The organism is Candidatus Arthromitus sp. SFB-mouse-Japan, from assembly GCF_000270205.1.
Lineage (GTDB): Bacteria > Bacillota > Clostridia > Clostridiales > Clostridiaceae > Dwaynesavagella.
In genome coordinates, this window is record NC_015913.1 from 412,962 (window position 1) to 429,143 (window position 16,182).

General features: G+C 31.0%; 21 protein-coding genes and 9 tRNA genes. 29 read left to right on the top strand and 1 reads right to left on the bottom strand.

Features of this window, described 5'->3' with window-relative positions; all coding sequences use genetic code 11:
• Positions 1–21 precede the first annotated feature (21 nt).
• From SFBM_RS02005 to rbr, 17 genes are all read left to right on the top strand, one after another.
• Positions 22–315 carry a DUF2442 domain-containing protein gene (locus SFBM_RS02005; RefSeq protein ID WP_007439761.1) on the top strand — a complete coding sequence of 98 codons (294 nt, stop codon included), beginning with the start codon at positions 22–24 and terminating at the stop codon, positions 313–315.
• 67 nt (positions 316–382) lie between these two features.
• The gene (locus SFBM_RS02010; RefSeq protein WP_007439762.1) at positions 383–523 is read left to right on the top strand and encodes a helix-turn-helix domain-containing protein; all 141 of its coding nucleotides are present in this window, start codon (positions 383–385) and stop codon (positions 521–523) included.
• A gap of 381 nt (positions 524–904) precedes the next feature.
• The gene (locus SFBM_RS02015) at positions 905–1,327 is read left to right on the top strand and encodes a terminase small subunit (protein WP_005806970.1); all 423 of its coding nucleotides are present in this window, start codon (positions 905–907) and stop codon (positions 1,325–1,327) included.
• Positions 1,324–1,755 (top strand): dATP/dGTP diphosphohydrolase domain-containing protein, encoded by a 432-nt coding sequence (locus SFBM_RS02020; RefSeq protein WP_005806968.1) that lies wholly within the window; start codon positions 1,324–1,326, stop codon positions 1,753–1,755. The genes SFBM_RS02015 and SFBM_RS02020 overlap by 4 nt, the downstream gene beginning before the upstream one ends.
• A 15-nt stretch (positions 1,756–1,770) precedes the next feature.
• Positions 1,771–2,031: a DUF4160 domain-containing protein gene (locus SFBM_RS02025; RefSeq protein WP_005806966.1), complete on the top strand. Its 261-nt coding sequence runs from the start codon at positions 1,771–1,773 to the stop codon at positions 2,029–2,031.
• 13 nt (positions 2,032–2,044) lie between these two features.
• A complete protein-coding gene (locus SFBM_RS02030; RefSeq protein ID WP_005806964.1) occupies positions 2,045–2,347 on the top strand; it encodes a DUF2442 domain-containing protein in 303 nt (100 codons plus the stop codon).
• Complete coding sequence (locus tag SFBM_RS02035) at positions 2,344–3,585, top strand: PBSX family phage terminase large subunit (protein WP_007440545.1); 1,242 nt, start codon at positions 2,344–2,346, stop codon at positions 3,583–3,585. Before SFBM_RS02030 ends, SFBM_RS02035 begins: the two co-directional genes overlap by 4 nt.
• 58 nt (positions 3,586–3,643) lie before the next feature.
• Positions 3,644–4,855: a phage portal protein gene (locus SFBM_RS02040; protein WP_014017855.1), complete on the top strand. Its 1,212-nt coding sequence runs from the start codon at positions 3,644–3,646 to the stop codon at positions 4,853–4,855.
• Positions 4,846–5,817: a minor capsid protein gene (locus SFBM_RS02045; RefSeq protein WP_242821634.1), complete on the top strand. Its 972-nt coding sequence runs from the start codon at positions 4,846–4,848 to the stop codon at positions 5,815–5,817. The genes SFBM_RS02040 and SFBM_RS02045 overlap by 10 nt, the downstream gene beginning before the upstream one ends.
• 3 nt (positions 5,818–5,820) lie before the next feature.
• The gene (locus SFBM_RS02050; RefSeq protein ID WP_005807519.1) at positions 5,821–6,027 is read left to right on the top strand and encodes a hypothetical protein; all 207 of its coding nucleotides are present in this window, start codon (positions 5,821–5,823) and stop codon (positions 6,025–6,027) included.
• A gap of 23 nt (positions 6,028–6,050) precedes the next feature.
• The gene (locus tag SFBM_RS02055; RefSeq protein WP_005806954.1) at positions 6,051–6,401 is read left to right on the top strand and encodes a YjcQ family protein; all 351 of its coding nucleotides are present in this window, start codon (positions 6,051–6,053) and stop codon (positions 6,399–6,401) included.
• Positions 6,402–6,550: 149 nt separating this feature from the next.
• Positions 6,551–7,150 carry a phage scaffolding protein gene (locus tag SFBM_RS02060; RefSeq protein WP_005806950.1) on the top strand — a complete coding sequence of 200 codons (600 nt, stop codon included), beginning with the start codon at positions 6,551–6,553 and terminating at the stop codon, positions 7,148–7,150.
• Positions 7,151–7,158: 8 nt separating this feature from the next.
• Positions 7,159–8,145: an AAA family ATPase gene (locus tag SFBM_RS02065; protein ID WP_005806949.1), complete on the top strand. Its 987-nt coding sequence runs from the start codon at positions 7,159–7,161 to the stop codon at positions 8,143–8,145.
• 5 nt (positions 8,146–8,150) lie between these two features.
• Complete coding sequence (locus SFBM_RS02070) at positions 8,151–8,801, top strand: RloB family protein (RefSeq protein WP_005806947.1); 651 nt, start codon at positions 8,151–8,153, stop codon at positions 8,799–8,801.
• 502 nt (positions 8,802–9,303) lie between these two features.
• Positions 9,304–9,444 (top strand): hypothetical protein, encoded by a 141-nt coding sequence (locus tag SFBM_RS07975; RefSeq protein ID WP_005806945.1) that lies wholly within the window; start codon positions 9,304–9,306, stop codon positions 9,442–9,444.
• 518 nt (positions 9,445–9,962) lie between these two features.
• The gene (locus tag SFBM_RS02075; RefSeq protein ID WP_005806943.1) at positions 9,963–10,571 is read left to right on the top strand and encodes a YczE/YyaS/YitT family protein; all 609 of its coding nucleotides are present in this window, start codon (positions 9,963–9,965) and stop codon (positions 10,569–10,571) included.
• A 71-nt stretch (positions 10,572–10,642) separates the two neighbouring features.
• Positions 10,643–11,197, top strand: coding sequence for a rubrerythrin (gene rbr, locus SFBM_RS02080; protein ID WP_014017857.1), 555 nt, complete (start codon positions 10,643–10,645; stop codon positions 11,195–11,197).
• Positions 11,198–11,234: 37 nt separating this feature from the next.
• Here rbr and SFBM_RS02085 read toward each other — a convergent pair whose 3' ends face one another.
• Positions 11,235–12,614 (bottom strand): hypothetical protein, encoded by a 1,380-nt coding sequence (locus SFBM_RS02085; protein WP_014017858.1) that lies wholly within the window; start codon positions 12,612–12,614, stop codon positions 11,235–11,237.
• A gap of 101 nt (positions 12,615–12,715) precedes the next feature.
• Here SFBM_RS02085 and SFBM_RS02090 point away from each other — a divergent pair, with 101 nt between their 5' ends.
• From SFBM_RS02090 to gnd, 12 genes are all read left to right on the top strand, one after another.
• The gene (locus SFBM_RS02090) at positions 12,716–13,693 is read left to right on the top strand and encodes an AIR synthase-related protein (RefSeq protein WP_005806938.1); all 978 of its coding nucleotides are present in this window, start codon (positions 12,716–12,718) and stop codon (positions 13,691–13,693) included.
• A gap of 19 nt (positions 13,694–13,712) precedes the next feature.
• Positions 13,713–14,327, top strand: coding sequence for an RdgB/HAM1 family non-canonical purine NTP pyrophosphatase (gene rdgB / locus SFBM_RS02095; RefSeq protein WP_005806936.1), 615 nt, complete (start codon positions 13,713–13,715; stop codon positions 14,325–14,327).
• Between the two features lie 97 nt (positions 14,328–14,424).
• A tRNA-Pro gene (locus tag SFBM_RS02100) sits at positions 14,425–14,500 on the top strand.
• Positions 14,501–14,503: 3 nt separating this feature from the next.
• Positions 14,504–14,577 (top strand) — tRNA-Gly (locus SFBM_RS02105).
• Positions 14,578–14,585: 8 nt separating this feature from the next.
• Positions 14,586–14,661, top strand: a tRNA-His gene (locus tag SFBM_RS02110).
• Between the two features lie 6 nt (positions 14,662–14,667).
• Positions 14,668–14,743 (top strand) — tRNA-Gln (locus tag SFBM_RS02115).
• A gap of 4 nt (positions 14,744–14,747) precedes the next feature.
• Positions 14,748–14,823 (top strand) — tRNA-Lys (locus SFBM_RS02120).
• 6 nt (positions 14,824–14,829) lie between these two features.
• Positions 14,830–14,914, top strand: a tRNA-Leu gene (locus SFBM_RS02125).
• 18 nt (positions 14,915–14,932) lie between these two features.
• Positions 14,933–15,008: transfer RNA gene (locus SFBM_RS02130), tRNA-Gly, on the top strand.
• A gap of 5 nt (positions 15,009–15,013) precedes the next feature.
• Positions 15,014–15,087 (top strand) — tRNA-Gly (locus SFBM_RS02135).
• A gap of 6 nt (positions 15,088–15,093) precedes the next feature.
• Positions 15,094–15,170: transfer RNA gene (locus SFBM_RS02140), tRNA-Arg, on the top strand.
• A 98-nt stretch (positions 15,171–15,268) separates the two neighbouring features.
• Positions 15,269–16,168, top strand: coding sequence for a phosphogluconate dehydrogenase (NAD(+)-dependent, decarboxylating) (gene gnd / locus SFBM_RS02145; RefSeq protein ID WP_005806933.1), 900 nt, complete (start codon positions 15,269–15,271; stop codon positions 16,166–16,168).
• The last annotated feature ends 14 nt before the right edge of the window (positions 16,169–16,182 follow it).

Sequence of the window (16,182 nt, forward strand, 5' to 3'; positions counted from 1 at the left end):
ATATAGAGAGGAGGTTTTATTTTGAGTAAAGATGTGCACTATTATATGTCTAAAGGTATGGAAAGAAAAGTGGCTGAATATTTTGCTTCAGGAATTAAAAAGATAATTTCTGTGAATCCGAATAAGGATTATACTTTGACTCTTAGTTATGATGATGGATCGATTAGATTATATGATTGCAAGCCTTTTTTATTGAAGGACACTGTTTTTGAACCTTTTATGGAGTGGGATAATTTCAGAAGGGTTTATTTTTCATCGAATGGGCGTAAATTTTGTTGGGATGTAGACCCTGAAGTTGATAGTAATGAAGTATAGGATAATGTGGTTGATCTTTGTGCTGATGCGGTATATATAGATAGTATACCTTATGAAGGTGGGAGTAATGGATGAACTTATTGATTGCTTGATTGCACATAGAAAGGCAAGGAGGTGGAGTCAGAGAGACCTTGCGGATGTTTTGTCGATGCCGCTGTCAGTTATAGCTCGGTTTGAAACTAAGAAGGTTGTTCCTGACTCAATATGATTTTAAAAGTTGCTGAAGCTTTGGACTGTGAGCTCGAGATAAAACCTAAGGAATAAGTTTGATATAAAGGTGGGAGTCTTGTCATATTGAGGGCAGGTTTAATTCAAAGGCATAAGGAATTTAGTACAATTTTACAATATTTTTAATCCGTTGACTTTATTAATATTATAAATTATATAGATTAAAAAGGTATGAAAAATAAAAAAAGTTTATGAAGTGGTATTGCTATTAAGCAAGTACCACTTTTTGTATTTAAGTGAATAAAGAAGGAATGTGATTTTAGTAAAGATATTAAAAAAGTTCCGTAAATTTCCCATCATTTCCATCTTGCGTTGTGAGATAATTAGAATGTGAAAATTTGTGATAACGAGGAGGTGAGGTATGACTAAGAAGCAAGAAAGATTTATAATTGAATATCTAATTGATTTGAATGCAACTCAAGCGGCAATTAGATCAGGATATAGTAAAAAGACTGCGTACTCGATTGGGAGTGAGCTGCTGAGCAAACCTGAGATAAAATCACGCATTGCGGGGTATATGCAAGAAATGAAGAGTGCTAGAGTAGCAGAACTTGAAGAAGTACTTGAGTATCTCACGTCTGTTATGCGAGGAGAATCTAGAGCTTGTGTAGTTGCTGTTGAGGGTACTGGTGATGGATGCTCATCTGCCAATATAATTAGTAAACCTCCAGATGAGAGAGAAAGATTGAAAGCTGCTGAGTTACTTGGTAGGAGATATGGGATGTTTAATGATAAACTTAAGGTTGATAGTGTTATACCTGTTGTTATAAAGGAGGACTTATGAGGACTTTTGCAAGTGGAGCTATAAGAGATGACAATGATTGTAAGGGTAGATGCGATTTGCTACCCCTTGATATTGTGATTAATGTAAAAGAGGATAAGCCTTTAAATTTAATACATAATTTTAAAGTATCGGGAGAAGTAGAGCATCTTATTGATTTATTAAAATTAGAGATGAATGAAGATATATATAATGTTTTGTTGGATGTTAGTCATAGGTTTGGCTTAGGTGCAATTAAATATGGAGACCATAATTGGCAAAAAGGTATACCAGCTAATGTGTATATTGATAGTGGTACTAGGCATTATCTTAAGTACATGAGGGGTGATGATGATGAAGATCATCGTGCTGCGTATATCTGGAATATTATGTGTTGTATTTGGACATGCGAGCATTTACCTGAATTGAATATATATGGTATACTCGTGTGAGAAGGAGTTGATTTAATGCCGGAGATATCTTTGTTTTATGGTATAAGAATAACAATGAACTGGAATGAACATAATCCACCACATTTCCATGTTGAGTATGCTGGCTATAAAGCGTCCGTATTAATACAAAATGGGGTTATAGATAAAGGATATATACCTAATAGGCAACTAAAACTTGTGCTTGCTTGGTGTGAGATACATAGAGATGAGCTAATGCAAAATTGGGAGTTGGCTAGACAGGATAAACCTCTTAATCGTATAAATCCACTTATTTAGGAGGTGCGTAGCTGTGCAAGATTTAGATTTTACATATTTTTATCCAAAAGTGTGCCAGGTATTTCCCAATGAGTCTTACGGGTTGTATGTTTACTTCAACGATGGATCTGTTAGATTTTATGATGTTAGGCATTTGTTAAACAAAGATACAGTTTTTGAGCCTTTGCAGGATATCAATGTATTTAAATCTACGTTGACTATACTTAATGATACAGTTGCATGGGATTTAAAGGGCAATAGGGATGAGAGAGATTGTATAGACATTGACCCGTTAGTGCTTTTTGAGGCTCCTATAGTGGAGGATCCTTTAATTTGATATCTTTAAAAGATGTTGTAGGTAATGGATATAAGGATTTTTGGGAGTTTACAGGACGGTATAGAGTTGTTAAAGGTAGTAGAGCTAGTAAGAAATCTAAGACTACGGCCTTATATTATATAGTTAATCTTGTGAAACACCCTAAAGCTAATCTATTAGTTGTACGTAAGACTTATAGGACGCTTAAGGATTCTTGTTTTACGGAGCTCAAATGGGCTATAAATAGATTAGGTGTACAGGATTATTTTGATATTAAAGAGAGTCCTTTGGAGATTATATACATACCTACAGGGCAAAGGATTTATTTTAGAGGTTTAGATGATCCATTTAAAGTAACATCGATCACAGTTGAGGTTGGTTATTTATGTTGGATGTGGCTTGAGGAAGCCTATGAGATCAGCAATGAAGATGATTTTAATGTTTTGTATGAATCTATAAGGGGTAGCTTAGATGCTGCTCCTTTTTTATTTAAACAAATAACTCTCACACTAAATCCTTGGAATGAAAAGCATTGGATTAAGAAAAGGTTTTTTGATACTAAGGATGATGAAATTTTAGCTATGACGACAAATTATATGTGTAATGAGTGGCTAGATAAATCTGATTTAAGAGTGTTTGAGACTATGAGGATCAATAATCCTAAAAGATATAAAGTCGCTGGATTAGGTGAGTGGGGTATAGTTGATGGACTTGTATATGATAATTGGGTAGAGCAGAGTTTTGATTTGAATGAAGTGCTAAAAATATCAGGTATACAATCAGCGTTTGGATTAGATTTTGGTTACACCAATGATCCATCAGCTTTGTTTTGTGGACTTATTGATAATGCTAATAAGATTATTTATGTGTTTGATGAGATGTACCAAAAGAGTATGTCTAATGAGGATATATATAATGAGATATTGAAACAGGGGTATGCAAAAGAAAGAATAATAGCTGATAGTGCTGAACCTAAATCTATTGATAGGCTTAGAGTATTAGGTCTCTATAGGATTAGAGGAGCTAGAAAAGGTCGGGATAGTGTTAATAACGGTATTGATTATATACAGGGATTTAAAATTGTAATACATCCCAAATGTGTGAATTTTGTAACGGAGATCAGCAACTATACTTGGGATGTCGATAAGAGGACAGGTCAAAAGATTAATAAGCCTATTGATGATTTTAATCATTTGATGGATGCTATGAGATACGCACTAGAAGGGTTTATAAGAGGTGATATATTTAGTTTTGATTAATAATAAAAGGGATTGCTGCAAAATATGCAATAATCAGTTTCTACGGGGAGGTGGCTGGTTGGACAAAAGAATTGTAGAGCTTGATATAGCAAGGTGGAGGACAAGTCTTAAACGTAAGATAATGATTGATGGAGAAAGGTATTATAGAGGAGATCATGATATTTTAAGGCGTAAGAGGACTGTCATAGGGGATAACGGAGATCTTAAAGAAGTTGATAATCTACCTAATAATCGTATTGTAGATAATCAGTATAAAAAGATGGTTAACCAGAAGGTTGATTATTTACTTGCCAAGCCTTTAACTCTTGAATGTGACAATAAAAAATATTTGAGTTTGCTTAAAACTATTTTTAATAAACGATTTCAAAGGATTTTGAAAAATGTTGCCGAAGATGCCCTTAATTGCGGTCTAGGTTTTTTATTTGTCTATTATGATGATCTTGGAGAGCTTAATTTTAAGAGATTTAAGCCCTATGAGGTTATACTGCATTGGTTAGATGACGAGCATACTAAATTAGACTATTTAATTAGGTGTTTTAGCGTCGAGGTTTTTGAAAATAATATGTATCGTTCAGTTGATAAAGTGGAAGTGTATTCTCCTGACGGGATTGATTATTATGAATATACAAATGGTAATTTAAAACCCGTTGAACCTTATCATAATAATTATTTTACACGAGTTGTAGATGGCGTGGAAAATCATTATACGTGGGATAAGATACCTGTAATATCTTTTAAATATAATCATAAAGAAATACCTCTTATTAAAATGGTCAAAACCCTTCAAGATGGGCTTAATCTCATCGAATCTAATTTTCAGAATCAGATGGAAGAGGATGCAAGAAATACAATCCTGATACTTAAAAATTATGATGGTGAAAATCTAGGAGAGTTTAGACGCAACTTAGCTACTTACGGAGCTATTAAGGTTAGGACTGAGTCTGGAGCTGATGGTGGTGGAGTTGATGCCTTGCAGGTTGAAATCAATGCAGATAATTATAGGACACTCTTAGATGTGTTTAAGAAAGCCATTATTGAGAATGCTATGGGTTATGATGCTAAAGATGAAAGACTCTCAGGTACTCCTAATCAGATGAATATTTTATCTATGTATTCGGATATTGAATTAGATGCGAACTCTATGGAAACTGAGTTCCAAGCATCTTTGGAAGAATTATTGTGGTTTGTTAATGTGCATTTTGGACTTAAGGGATTAGGTAATTACGATAACAGTATAGTTGATATTATTTTTATCAGAATGTGTTATTAGGCAAACCTCCTAAGGATCTTATAAATAATCTTGTTAAAAAATTTAATACAACTAAAGCTAACGCTAGCAGGTTGGTGATGACCGAGCTAGCGTTTTTTCATACAGTTTCGCAGAGGGATGCCTTTAAGGAGCTTGGTTCTGAGCAATATACGATACTAGCAGTACTTGATAATAAAACATCCTTAGTTTGTCAAGATTTTGATGGTAAGGTATTTGATACAAAGGATATGTCTATTGGTATAAATGCACCTCCTTTCCATCCTAATTGCAGGAGTGTAATCTTACCTTATTATGATGACGATTACGAGATTGGTGAGAGAATAGTAAGTGGTGATGATGGTAAGTCAGTGTATTACGTGCCAGAAGATATGAATTATAAGGAATGGCATGCTAAATATGTTGATGGAGTTAGCGTTAAAGGAGTAAAGCCTCCTGAGAAGAATTATAAGACAATCTCTATTAGTGATTTAACTAGGTTCCAGGATTTAAGTAATTTGTGTTTCAAAGCGTTTATGGAAAGTGAAAAGGATACTTTACGATTTTATACAGATGATGGTTATAGTGTTATAAATGCCTCGCTTCAAAGTGGCGATATATCTGACGATATTTGGGATAAAGTTAAAAATATAGATGACTCTATAGAACGCTTTGAATTATCCGAAGATATAATAGTTTACAGGGGAACTAAGATGGATTATTATAAAGATGTTAAGGTTGGAGATATAATTGATGCTAAAGTGTTTTATAGCACTTCGTTTTTAGAATATATAGCTCAGGATTTTGCCGATCAACTTAATAATCCAGTTATGTTAGAAATAAAGGTTCCTAGCGGCACTAAATCCCTTTACATAGGCTATAATAGTTCTGTAGGTGATGAAGCAGAATTATTACTCAGCAGGCATTTAAAATATAGAGTTTTGAAAATGGAACTTGGAAGATTATTTTTAGAAGTGGAGGAGTAGCAAATGAGCAGAGCTTGGTTTGATATTACTGAGTATTTTAGGCAACGTGGGAAAAACTGGAGCAACTTGAATGATCAAGAGAGAGAGGTTTGGAGGGCTGCTTATAGAGAACAGTTTGGGAAAGAGTACAAACCTAGAACTCTTGCAGATCGTTGGGCTAGAGAGGATCTGACACCTACCATAATCCATAGAGAAAAGAGAGATTCGTAATATAAATATGATTGTGTATTGGGGTGGTAGTTTTGGCAAAAGATGATTATTATGTGATTGTATATAAGCTTTTATCTTATTTGTATAGTTGTTTGAAAAAAGGCACATATGTAGACATTGAGAATCTAAGAGATGTTATAAAGGTAGATATAGTAGATTCGTATTGGAATTACATAATTCTAGAGTTATATAAAGAGGGATATATTGATGGAATTACTAAAATTAAATATATAGGTGATATCAATGAGAATGTTAAAATTAACAAAAATATCAGAATTAAGCCTAAAGGAATTGAATTTTTAGAGAGCAATTCATTTGTTGCTAAAGCTAAAGAGTTTATAAAAGAAGCGGGGGAAATATTATTTTGGTTGTAAACACTACTAATTGATTTAGGTATTGATTTTTAAACACTGTTTATTTAGCAGTGTTTTTTTATGCCTTTTTGGTATTGTAGGCGAATAAAGAACAAGACAAAAAGAACTGGACTGAACCAGGTAAAAAATGATTTTGAAAGGATTTTACCATGAAGAAAGATGATTTTTTAAAATTAGGGTTAGATGACGAAATAGCGAAAAAGTGTGAGGCTGCATCGCTTGAAGAACTTAAAGAGTATATACCAAAAAGTAGGTTTGATGAAGTTAATAGTGCTAAGAAGAAATTTGAATCTGATGTAAAAGATAGAGATAAACAATTGGAGGATCTTAAGAAATCTACAGGTAATATTGAAGATTTTAAAAAGCAGATTGAATCTTTACAAAAAGAAAATAAAGAGAAGGCTGAGCATTATGAATTAGAGATGCAAAAACTTAAAGTAGATACAAAAATAGATTCGACCTTATCTAGTTTTGGTGCTCGGAATATTAGATCTGTTAAAGCTTTACTTGATGGGGTTGATAAATTTAAATTTGACAAAGATGGAAATATTGAAGGGTTAGAGGATCAGATTAAGCAAATTAAGAAATCTGATCCTTATTTATTTGCTAATAATGATACATCGTCTGTTAAAGGTGTAAAGCCTGTCGAATCTACAGCTGAATCTAAATCAGTTGATGTAAATAATATGACGTACTCTGAGTTAGTGTCTTATATGTCTAATAACCCAGATTTTAAACTTAATAATTAGGAGGTATTATGAGATTTGATTCAAAACTTTTTAATCCACAAGCATTTGGTAGTTATGTAGACCGTATACCAAATGTGACTAAAAATGAATTAGCAAGGAGTGCTGCAGTTGGAACAAATGAGCAAGCAGCGAGATCATTATCCACTCAAACAGGATCTTTATATACGAGAGTACCTTATTTCGGAAGGATAAGTGCTCAAACATCTCAAAACAATGATGGTGCTACTGATATAACATCTACAAATACATCAACTTATTCTCAGGGATTTGTTGTTGCTAGCAGGATGGATGGCTGGACAGAGCGTAGTTTTAGTAAAAATATTACTGCAGGCGTTGATTTTATGGATAACGTTGCTAAGCAAATAGCAGATTATAAAATGGAAGTTAAGCAAAATATATTGTTAGCTATGCTTAAAGGTATTTTTTCTATGTCTGTTTGTACAAGTACAATAGAGGAGCAAGCAGCTAAAGAATTTATTGAAAAGAACACTTATGATTTAAGTACTAAAACAGGTGATTACAGCAAGGATTTATATTCCATTATAACCTTACCAAATGGAGAAAAAAAGGCTATAAAATCTGTGATTTTTGAGTCGTATGGTACAAATAGGTTTATGAATTTATTTCCTATATTAAATTTAATTATCAAAAAAGGTGGAACTTTAATTATTGATGAATTTGATGCATCTATTCATCCTATGGCTATTATAAACATAATTAATATTTTCCATAACGGTGAAATTAACATTAAAAATGCACAATTGATTTTTAACACCCATAATCCAATATTTTTAAGGGATACTGTATTTAGAAGAGATGAAATAAAATTTACAGAACGTAATGATGGGGATTATAGTATTTTATATTCTTTGTCATATTTTAAAGGAATTGATAAATCACGTAAGGCTAGAGATTACTCAGAAAATTATTTTATAGGTATGTATGGAGCGGTTAAAGATATTAATTTTACATCTATTTTCACTCAAGAGAATTAATATTTATGGATAGGAAACAAACAAAAAAATATTTGATTTTAGTTGAAGGTCAAGATGAAGAGTTATATTTTAAGAGGCTCGAACAATTTATTAATTTATGTGAAGATGTAAAATATAAAGTTAGTATAAACATTAAAGTAATAAGAAATAATTTTTCTAGTTTTATTAAGAAAAATAGTAGTATTTCTTTGAATACCGTGATTTATTTTGTATATGATTATGAAGGTAATGAGGAGTATTTTAAGAAAAATGTATTATCTAATATTAAAAGCTGCAGGAATATAAAAAAGGGTATGCAATTTGTATTAGGATATAATAATTTAAGTATAGAACTATGGATGTTATTACATAAGACTATGTTTAAAAGAAGTGTTATTCATATTGGAGACTATTTGGAATTTATAAATAGGCAGTTTAATGAAAAAATTGAATCGATAAATACATTCAAACAAGAAACAAATTTTAAAAAATGTCTTAGTAAAATAACTTTAGATAATGTTAAAAAGGCTGTTAAAAGAGCTGATAAAATAATGGAAGATCTAAAAAAAGACGAACAACAAATGGAGTATAAGGGATTTAGATATTATAGAAAAAATCCGTCACTTACAACACATGAAATAGTTAGGATTATATTATCGGATTGTGAAATTTATTAATTTAAATATAAATTAATAATAATCTTAATATCATCTATATTAAATTCGGCGGGCTAAATTAAGTTAAATAGAAAGCAATACATCAATTTATAAAATATTTCTGTTTAACTTAATTGTTTTTTATAAGATGTATGTTTAGGTTGGATATATGCTTGGTTGAGATAGATCGAATTTGCTAAGGGTACATAACTTGACGGCTGAACAATGATTTCGGTATGCTTACCAATTTCAAAAACCAATAAATTATGTTGAATCATATAAGCTATAAAAAGAGGTTCTAAATTGGACTAAGCGCTGTAAAGTTTTTAATTAATGATTTGGAGCTGCTAGGAGATTATATAGGAAATGGGATAATGTAAAACATATTAGGCAAAATATCAAAACTATAAAAGGCAGAAATAAAAAGGCAAAAAATAAGATAGGTAATGGATTATGGGGAATAAGTGTAAAAATAAAGGAACGATTAAATGGTAAGGATTTAAAATTTGGTGTTATTGTTACATTGAGGGAGGTTAGCGTTATTAATAGAATTCAAGAATGTATACAGCAATGTCATTTTAGAGGGTGGATAGTTAGTAGAATAGACGTAGAGAATAGAATCGATTTATATAATAAAGTGGAAGAAGAAATTGTATTTGATTAATTAAATAAGCCCTAAATTTTTATAAGAGTGAGGGTTAATAATATAATTATTATTGAAGTTGATAAGAATATCAAAGAGAGAGCTTAAGCTCTCTTTTATTTTTGTTGGCATCAACTATTATTCGCAAACATTGAGTAAACAACTATAAGTTATTATAAAACCTTTTAGATGAGGTTTTATAAATATCAATGTTTGACTTACTATAATTTGTGTAATATTATTTATTTGGGGAAGTGTTATGTTTTTATTGTATTACTTAATAATTTTATTTACTCATAGAATATATTGAACTATTGTAGGTAATATTTAAGAGTGAAATAAATGTTGGCATTTTCTGCAATTTGCCAACATTGATCAAATAAATATAAGTTATGATGAAACATGGTACGTTATTTAAAATATTTTAGATTCGTTAAAAATACAGTTTTGTTCGTAGTGTAAGTTATTAAGAATTATATGTGATAAGCGTAGAGTAAAATAGCACTACATCTGAATATTTTATGGAGGTTAGCTACTAAATGCTTAAGAAATTAAACTTAAGAGATTTAATATTCTTTTTTGGTGGGATGATTTTATTAGCTTTAGGTATAAGGATTATTAGTTTATCAAATCTTGGGTTATCCTTTTCAGATGCACTTTTCCTAAGGATTTCTGAAATTTTTAATATTCCAGCATTGTTATCTAGTTTTATAGTTGGAGTATTTACCATTATTGTAGCTAGTATTATTTTAAAAAAACGCCCAAGAATTGAATGTTTATTGATATCTTTTATGGTTGGGTTTTTTGTTGATTTTTGGAACTTACTTATAAGTGATGTTCCAGTTAATAGTGTTTTAATGAATATTTTAGTTTTTTTTGTTGGGGTATTTATATTATCAATCGGTATTTCTATATATCTTCAACCAGGATATCCACCTCACCCTAATGATTTCTTATTTATGTCCATAAAAAATAGGTTTAATATTTCAATTTTTAAAGCTAAAATTTTAATGGATTTAATATTTGCAGTTTTTTCGTTATTGTTTATGGCAAAAATAGGTATAGGAAGTATTTTTAATACTTTATGTTTAGGTTTTTTTATAAATAAAGGGTTTGATATATTTCGAAAGATATATAATAGTAAATAATTTTTGTGTCAAAATTTATGGTTATCCATATAATATAGTTGAAGTTTCATATATTTTTGGGAGATATATTTATGGATAACATGGATATAAAAAATAAACTTAAGGGAACGAAGACTGAAAGAAATTTATGGGAAGCATTTATGGGAGAGTGCGAAGCTAGGGTACGCTATGAATTATTTGGGAATATAGCAAGGAGAGAAGGCTATGAGCAAATTGGTTCTATATTCGATAAAACGTCTTTAAATGAAAGGGAACATGCAGAAATTTGGTGTGAATATCTTGGACAATTGTCTGATACTGTTAAAAATTTAAAGACTTGCATAAAGAATGAACATTATGAAGCAAAAGAGATGTATATAAATTTTTCAAATACTGCTAGAGATGAAGGATTTTTGGAATTAGCAGAAAAGTTTAAGATGGTTGCCCAAATTGAAGATGTTCATGAAAAGAGATTTTCAAGACTTGAGAATAACATATTAAATGGAGAAGTTTTTTATAAGGCTCAAGATGTTATATGGCAGTGTAGGGTTTGTGGATATTTAGAACATGGGGAATATGCTCCAGAAGTTTGTCCTGTTTGTACTCATCCACAATCATTTTATCAGTTGCAACAAGATAATTTTTAATTTAAAGAGCAATTAAGTAAGCAGAATTTTATTCTGCTTACTTAGTTGCTTTTATTATTATATTTTTTAATGTTGATATCATTAGATAAATTAATCGCATGTTTATTCTTGAATCGAATTTAACTTTTGGTTTTGAAAATTTATGTTTATCTTGTAAAAAGTGTATGTTTTTACATATTATGGGGGTCAGGTTACATTCGCTCATAGTCTTGTATAATGACGGTTTAAAGTATTTATCTGGTATAATATTTTCGGCTTTATAATTAAATTGAAAGTATTTTTCGCTCTCATAATTTTTTGGAATGTTTGGAAACGATGAGAAGATTTTTGAAGGTATGAGTACATCATTATAAAATTTTAAAGATTCATGTTTATTAAATTTTAGAAGATATAGCTCGTAAGCTATGATATCATAGGTGTCTATTATCTCGTTTTTACATAAATTTTTATCCAAAAATATTTCGTCTAAGTCCCAAATGTATTCTGAAATTAATTTTTTTTGTTCAGAGAATGCGTCATTGTTTTGTTTTAATACACTTGATTTTAACTCTATAAGGACGTTGTATAGTAAAAATTTATTATATGTGGATATTGATGATAGCGAGTACTTGGAGAAGAAATTTTCTACTATATCTAAGGATAAACTGATAATTGCAGTATTTGTGCAATTATCCACATTTATATACAGAATTAAAGCTTGAAGTAATTCTATAGATTTTTTGTTGGGATAATTTAATATATCATTTTTAAATTCAATAAACATATTTTCAATTTCTTTTGAAAAGTTTAAAAATGGAAGTTTATATGGGCTTGTATCTTTTAAGAAGACTGAACATTTATAGAAACAAACCATTAAGTATGCCTGAGCTGAAAATTCAAAAGACGAATCAGATGAACTAAATGTAATATTATGATCTTTATTTTTATTATCATCTAATGTAATTTTATTTACGAATAAGCCAAGTTCATTTCTAAAATTGTTAAGATAGTAATTTAATTGATATTTAGCACACGATACATAAAATTTAACTATATCGTTTCGTTTTTTTTCATTATATATTATTTTATCGTAGTATTCGGCTAGGTTTAAAATAGATAATGTCATATATGCATTGCTTAGTATATCAATATTTTTTTTAATTTTTTCTTGTTTCCAATGGTAAATATTATTTTCAGATTTTATCTTTGGCTTAGCTTTTTTGTATAAACATGCAAGTGGATATATGTGTTTGGTATTTAAAAGATCTGTAATTGGTGGCCTATTTTTAAATTCTTTTCCATTTATAATTTCCCCACACTTTGAGCTTAGGAGTATTTGTTTTAAGCTTTCTTTGGAAAAATTGAATAGTTGGTATTCAATCAAGGGATATTCAAGGGAATTTAATTTTAAAAATTTTCCTAAATGATTTTGATCCATAAAATCACCTCATAATTATTATATTGTATTATGTATTTACAAAATACTAATATTAAAATTTTAATTAATATGTATGTTATAATATTTCAGAGGTGTTTTAAATGAGAATGGGAAAATTGAATTTAAATGATCTTGATGACATAATCAAGAATTATACTGGAATAAGGAAAAAGAGTACGTTGTTAGCATCAGGTATTGGAGAGGATACTTGTATTATTGATATTAAATCAATTAAAGATAATTTGATGCTTATATCATCAGATCCAATTACATTTACTTCAAAGGATATTGGGAGATTTTCGGTGATAATAAATTCAAATGATATATATGCAACAGGAGGAAATGGTTATGGAATTATTTTGACTGTATTAATTCCGCCTAATAAGACGATTGAAGATTTTAAAATTTTAATGGAAGAAATAAATAGTGAGTGTATAGAACATGATTTGGAAATTTTAGGAGGACATACAGAAGTTACAAATGTTGTTAATGATATAGTAATATCTGCAACTATCATAGGTACAGGAAATGAAAATGATATTGTAAGAACATCAACATCTAAAAAGGGGGATTTGATTTTTATTACAAAGCCATTAGGCATAGAGGGAACTATTCTTTTATTTGATACAGTTAAAGATAAATTGAGTCTAGATTATTATGATGATATTAAAAAATTTAGAGAATGGTTGAGCGTACGAAAAGAGAGTATGATACTTAGAAATTTCGATATAAGTTCAATGCATGATATAACAGAAGGTGGTCTTATTGGAGCATTATTTGAAATGAGCTATGCATCTAGAAATGGTTTTAGGATTTTTTGTGAAAATATAGAAGTTCACCCATTAACAAGAGAGATATGTTCGATGTTAAATAAAGATGTATTGCGACTTATATCTTCTGGAAATTTGATTTTTACATCGCATGAAACATATAAGGATGAAATATTAGAGGCGTTTGATAAGGAAAATATAAAATGTAGTGTAATAGGTGAAATTATAGATGAGGGTAATTATTTCATAAAATATAATGGAATTAATAACAAGATTGTAAACACTATAGAGGATTCTTATTTGTTTTAAGGAGGTTTTAATTATTAAGATGATTATTGCAAGTAATAATGTGAATAAGGTAAGAGAGATAAGGGAGATATTTAATGATTTAGATTTTGATATTGTATCTTTAAAAGATGAAGATATTTTTATCAATGTGGTTGAAAATGGTAAAACAATACATGAAAATTCTTATAAGAAGGCTAGAGAAATATATGAATATTTATTAAGAGTTGGTTATAAAAATTTTTGTGTATTAAGTGATGATAGTGGACTCATTATAGATTCATTGTCTGGATTACCTGGCGTTATGAGTGCAAGGTTTTTTGGGGATAACGCTACGGATGATGAAAATAATAATAAAGTTTTGAAATTAATGGAGAATATAGATGATCCTCATAGGACTTCAAGTTTTTTGACTGTTTTAACATTAATATTAGAATCGGGAGAAGAAAAACAGTTTGAAGGAGAATTAAAAGGTAGTATTTTAAAGGAAAAAAGAGGAAAAAATGGATTTGGATATGATCCGATTTTTTATGTAGATGTGTTTAGAAAGACACTCGGGGAAGTTTCTTGCGAGGATAAGAATTCTATATCTCATAGGTATATTGCATTAAATAAGGTTAGAAAATATTTAATTAAGTATAGTTTAAAAAAACATTAAAATGTATATTGACAATATAACTATATTGATATATAATGGATTATGTGGAAAGTAAGGACACGTTGAGTATGTTAATTTGCTTAGGTTCTTAATTTATCGGGGTGTGGCGCAGATGGGAGCGCGCGTGCTTTGGGAGCATGAGGTCGCAGGTTCGAGCCCTGTCACCCCGACCATTTGCGGGTATCGTATATCGGTAATACTCCAGCCTTCCAAGCTGGCAAGGTGGGTTCGATTCCCACTACCCGCTCCAAAGGTGTGGTGAATGTAGTTCAGTTGGTAGAGCGCCAGATTGTGGTTCTGGTTGTCGTGGGTTCGAGTCCCATCATTCACCCCATAAAATAGGGATATAGCCAAGTTGGTAAGGCAACGGACTTTGACTCCGTCATGCGTAGGTTCGAGTCCTGCTATCCCTGCCAATATGGTTCGTTAGCTCAGGTGGTAGAGCACATGACTTTTAATCATGGTGTCCGGGGTTCGAGTCCCCGACGAATCACCAGAAAATGCAGGTGTGGCGGAACTGGCAGACGCACTAGACTTAGGATCTAGCGCCTTACGGCGTGGGGGTTCGACTCCCTTCACCTGCACCATATAAATTTTGTTTTGTTGCGGGAGTAGCTCAGTTGGTAGAGTGCCACCTTGCCAAGGTGGATGTCGCGAGTTCGAGCCTCGTCTTCCGCTCCAGATGTGCGGGTATCGTATATCGGTAATACTCCAGCCTTCCAAGCTGGCAAGGTGGGTTCGATTCCCACTACCCGCTCCATATTGTGTGTCTTTAGCTCAGCTGGATAGAGCAACGGCCTTCTAAGCCGTAGGTCAGGAGTTCGAATCTCTTAAGACACGCCAAATTATTAATTTAGATGAAAGAAACGATATAGAAGTATCGTTTCTTTTTGTTTAATTAAGATTAATAATAAAAATTAATTGTATAGGAGAATTGATTTATGCAAATAGGATTGATTGGTTTAGGAAGAATGGGATTTAATTTAGCTTTAAATATGAGAGATAAGGGTCATAAAGTTGTTTGTTTTAATAGGTCTAAGGAAAAAGTTGAAGAAGCTATGAAAGAAGGATTAGATGGTGTTTTTTCAATTGAAGAATTAGTTAATAAGTTAGAAGGTAGAAGAGTTATTTGGATTATGCTTCCAGCAGGTGAAATTGTAGATAAAGTTATTGATATATTAGTACCTCTTTTAAATAAGAACGATATAATTATTGATGGTGGAAACTCAAACTATAAAGATACATTGGAAAGATACGAATCTTTGAAATTAAAGGGTATAGATTTTGTTGATGTTGGTACAAGTGGAGGAATTGATGGAGCTAGGAATGGTGCTTGTACTATGATTGGTGCTGAGGGTGAAGTATTTTCATATATAGAAGAGCTTATTCGTGATATCAGTGTTGAGAATGGTTATCTGCATTGTGGTAATAATGGATCTGGACATTTTGTGAAGATGGTTCATAATGGTGTTGAGTATGGTATGATGGCTGCTATTGGAGAAGGATTTGAGATCTTAGATAAAAGTAGATTTGATTTAGATCTTGAAAAAGTTGCTAAAGTTTGGAATCATGGTTCTGTTGTAAGAGGATGGTTGATGGAGCTTGCTGAAAATGCATTTAGAAAGGATCCTAAATTAGATAAAATACAAGGTGTTATGTATTCATCCGGTGAGGGACTTTGGACTGTACAAGAGGCACTAGAGCTGAAAATTCCAGCAACTATAATAACTCAATCACTTTTAATGAGATATAGAAGTGAACAGGATGATTCTTTAACAGGTAAATTAGTTGCTGCTCTTAGAAATGAATTTGGTGGTCATGTTGTTAAGGACAACAAATAATGTTTTTTAATTTG